This is a genomic window from Xanthovirga aplysinae, assembly GCF_009711365.1.
GTDB classification, from domain to species: Bacteria; Bacteroidota; Bacteroidia; order Cytophagales; family Cyclobacteriaceae; genus Xanthovirga; species Xanthovirga aplysinae.
On the sequence record NZ_SMMB01000727.1, the window covers coordinates 1 to 3539 of the forward strand.

The 3539-nt window shown below is 33.3% G+C and carries 2 protein-coding genes; both read left to right on the forward strand.

What is annotated here, in order from left to right; all coding sequences use genetic code 11:
• The first annotated feature begins 149 nt into the window (after positions 1-149).
• Complete coding sequence (locus E1171_RS04700; RefSeq protein ID WP_155204593.1) at positions 150-1868, forward strand: ArnT family glycosyltransferase; 1719 nt, start codon at positions 150-152, stop codon at positions 1866-1868.
• A gap of 381 nt (positions 1869-2249) precedes the next feature.
• On the forward strand, positions 2250-3539 hold a 1290-nt coding region (locus E1171_RS04705), incomplete at its 3' end, for an ArnT family glycosyltransferase (RefSeq protein ID WP_155204595.1).

Here is a 3539-nt window from a genome sequence, read left to right on the forward strand (position 1 = left end):
TCATAAAAAAGAATTCAATTAAAAAGAGATTATCCAATAGAGAATCCAAAAAGAAAAAAGAAGGGCATTGGTGTATTTATTTTGTTTAAAACCTCATTTAGCTGTAAATTCATAAATCCTCCAATGTATCACTGAAAGCTCTTCCCAAGATGAAGCCGATTGTAAGGCCCCTGAGGGATAATATTTATTATCTCACCTTATTTTTTCTAACAATTCTACATCTTTCTAGCTTATTTTCCCCAATCCCGGAAGGGGATGTATCTTTTTATGCCTGCATTTCAAAGACAATGCACTTAACAGGAAACTACATTGAACTTTTTGCCTATGGTAATGACTGGTTAGATAAACCTCATCTCTCATTTTGGATCACTGCCCTTAGTTTTAAGGTTTTTGGATTAAATGATTTTGCCTATAGGTTTCCGGCCTTATTGTTCACTGTTTTAACTGCGTTTTATACTTATAAATTTGCCAGAGCACTATACAATAGGCAAGTTGCACGTTTAGCCGTTTTAAGTTTATTGGCAGCTTTCCAATTGGTAATAAATAACAATCATGTAAAAGTAGAGCCTTATTTAACTGGATTTATAATTGCCAGTGTTTATTACCTTTATAAGGTTCAACTAAACTTAAATTGGAAAAACCTCCTTTTAGGGGCATTTTTTGCTGCCTGCGCTGTTATGACAAAGGGCGTGTTCGTCCTCATCTTCCCAATAGGGGCTGCAATAGTTGGCGAGCTTGTTATTAAAGGGCAATGGAAAGAATTATTTCATTACAAGTGGCTTTTGATATTTATTCTTATTTTAATATTCATAACCCCCGAGTTATATGCCCTTTATTACCAATTTGACAGTCATCCGGAAAAAACTATATTTAGAGAAACAGGGGTGTCAGGAATCAAGTTTTTTTTCTGGGATAGCCAAATAGGCCGATTTTTCAATACTGGTCCTATAACAGTTGAGCAAAACACCAATTATATCTTTTTTCTACACACCTTAATTTGGGCATTTTTCCCTTGGGGCATTTTATTATATTATGCCTTTTGTAAAGTTCTATTAAAAAGATCAATTAATAGTGCTTATAAAAGGCAAGAGTTTTATAATTTTTCTGCCGCTTTATTTACCACTTTAATATTTTCCTTATCCTCTATTCAATACCCCCACTATATCGGAATTGCTTTTCCATTCTATGGCATTTTAATAGCCCAGGAAATATTTAAGCTTTCCACATCAAAAGAAATTTTATTTTTCCGCATAACGCAATACATTTCAATAGCTGCGGGATTAGGTCTCATTCTTTTAATCCATTTTTCCTATAATGATTATCAGACCCATTTTTATCCCTTAGTCTTTTCAATCATTTCATTAGGCCTAATTGGCTTAATTATAGTGGTCACAAAGCAAAACCTTCCTGTCAATATTAAGATTTTCTACCAAAGTTGTCTAGCCTCCATAATCATCATGTTGTACTTCAACTTTGTGTTTCAGTCCGATGTTGTAAAAAAATATGAGAGTGGTCATCTGGCCGCATCTTATGCAAATGAAAACTTTCCAAACACCCAAACATCAGCTCTAAGAGCTTACGGAGCACGAAGCTTCTTTTTTAAAAGTCACCAAGAGGCAACTTATTATAGTAATTTGGAAGAGTTGCTAAATCATCAAGAGAACAAAGAATTTTTAATTTATACAGATGAAAAAGGCATGGACTTAGTAAAAAATAAGGGAATCCCAATTTGCAGGACAAAGAATTTTGAATACTTCCGCTCAGCACATTTAAATTTTAAATTTATCAATCGCAGAACTAGAAAAGAAGCTTTAGAAAATAGGTTTTTGGTTCTAATCAATACTAATGGTTGTCAAAAGGACTATTAATACTTTTTAAAACCTTTACAAAATTATCTCACCAGAAAATCAAACTTTCCTCAATTTAACCTTTAGAAATTTCTATAATCCTAAACCATAAACACAAATGATTTAAAGAAATGAGGAACTGGAAAAGGAAAACAATGAAAATCATAACCTTCGATTTACTACTTTGGTTTAGGAAAGCAAAAGGGTCTTTTAAATAGTAAGACCTTATCGATAACTCTCCTAATAATATAGTAGGGGCAAGGTTTTATTTAAAACTGAATTAAACATTCCCCTTGAAAAGAGATTACACCTATCTATCCATAGAAATATCATTTGTCTTAAGCCTCCAAAAAACAATATATTACTTAGGATGCTTAAAAAAGCAGCTAACCCCCATTCAAAATGAGACTGAATAAAGGTTCATTTCCTGATAATGTTTATAAGCTCTCTCTACTTTTTCTTTCAGTTCTACATCTCTCCGGATTATTTACTCCTATCATTGAAGGGGACCCTTCTCTCTATGCCTGTATTTCAAAAACCATGCACTTAACAGGCAATTACATTGAGCTTTTCTCTAATGGAAATGACTGGTTAGATAAACCACATTTACCTTTTTGGCTTACAGCCCTTAGTTTTAAGGTTTTTGGGGTAAATGATTTTGCTTATAAGATTCCAGCATTATTATTTACCGTATTGGCTGCATTCTATACATACAAATTTGCCAGAGCACTGTACAATAAGCAAGTCGCTCGTTTGGCAGTCCTAAGTTTATTAGCAGCTTGTCACTTGGTGATCAATAACAATCATGTTAAAGCGGAGCCCTTTTTAACAGGATTTATTATTGCCAGTGTTTATTATCTCTATAAACTTCAACATAACCTTAATCTAAAAAATCTCCTTCTGGGGGCAATGTTTGCTTCATTTGCTGTGATGACTAAGGGAATTTTTGTTTTACTTCCTATATGGTCCGCAATAGGGGGAGAGCTTTTATTCAAAAGAAAATGGAAGGATTTATTCCATTTTAAGTGGTTATTATTCCTCCTGCTTACCTTATTATTTATTACCCCTGAAGTATATGCTCTTTATTATCAGTTTGATACTCATCCGGAAAAAGTTGTTTTTGGGGAAACTGGCGTTTCCGGTATCAAGTTTTTCTTATGGGACAGTCAATTTGGTCGGTTTTTCAACACAGGTCCTATTACCTTTGGAAGACAGTTCGGCTATTTCTTTTTTCTACACACTTTATTTTGGGCATTTTTCCCTTGGTGTGTTATTCTATATTATTCCGTACTTAAGACAATATTAAAAAGAGAATTCATAAAACCTCCAAGAGGGCAAGAATTCTATAATATCTCTGCAGCCTTATTTATTACGGTTCTATTTTCCATCTCAACTTTTAAATACCCTCATTATATTGTTATAGCCTTTCCCTTTTATTCCATATTAATTGCTCAGAGTATTTATAAACTTTCCTCATCTCAAGAAATTTTATTTTTTCGTATAACACAATACATTACAATTGCTGTAGGGCTAGGACTTACCCTTCTTATTCATTATCTCTATCGGGAATATCAAAACCCTTATTATCCCATAATATTTGGATCGGTTGCCATATGTATTATAGGTTTGATAATAGCGGTTTCAAGGTTTGACCTTCCTGCTACAATAAAAATCTTTTACCAAAGCTGTTTA

Excerpts from the sequence above, each read along its gene's own strand:
- E1171_RS04700 (WP_155204593.1), top strand. The coding sequence starts at position 150 with ATGAAGCCGATTGTAAGGCCCCTGAGGGATAATATTTATTATCTCACC.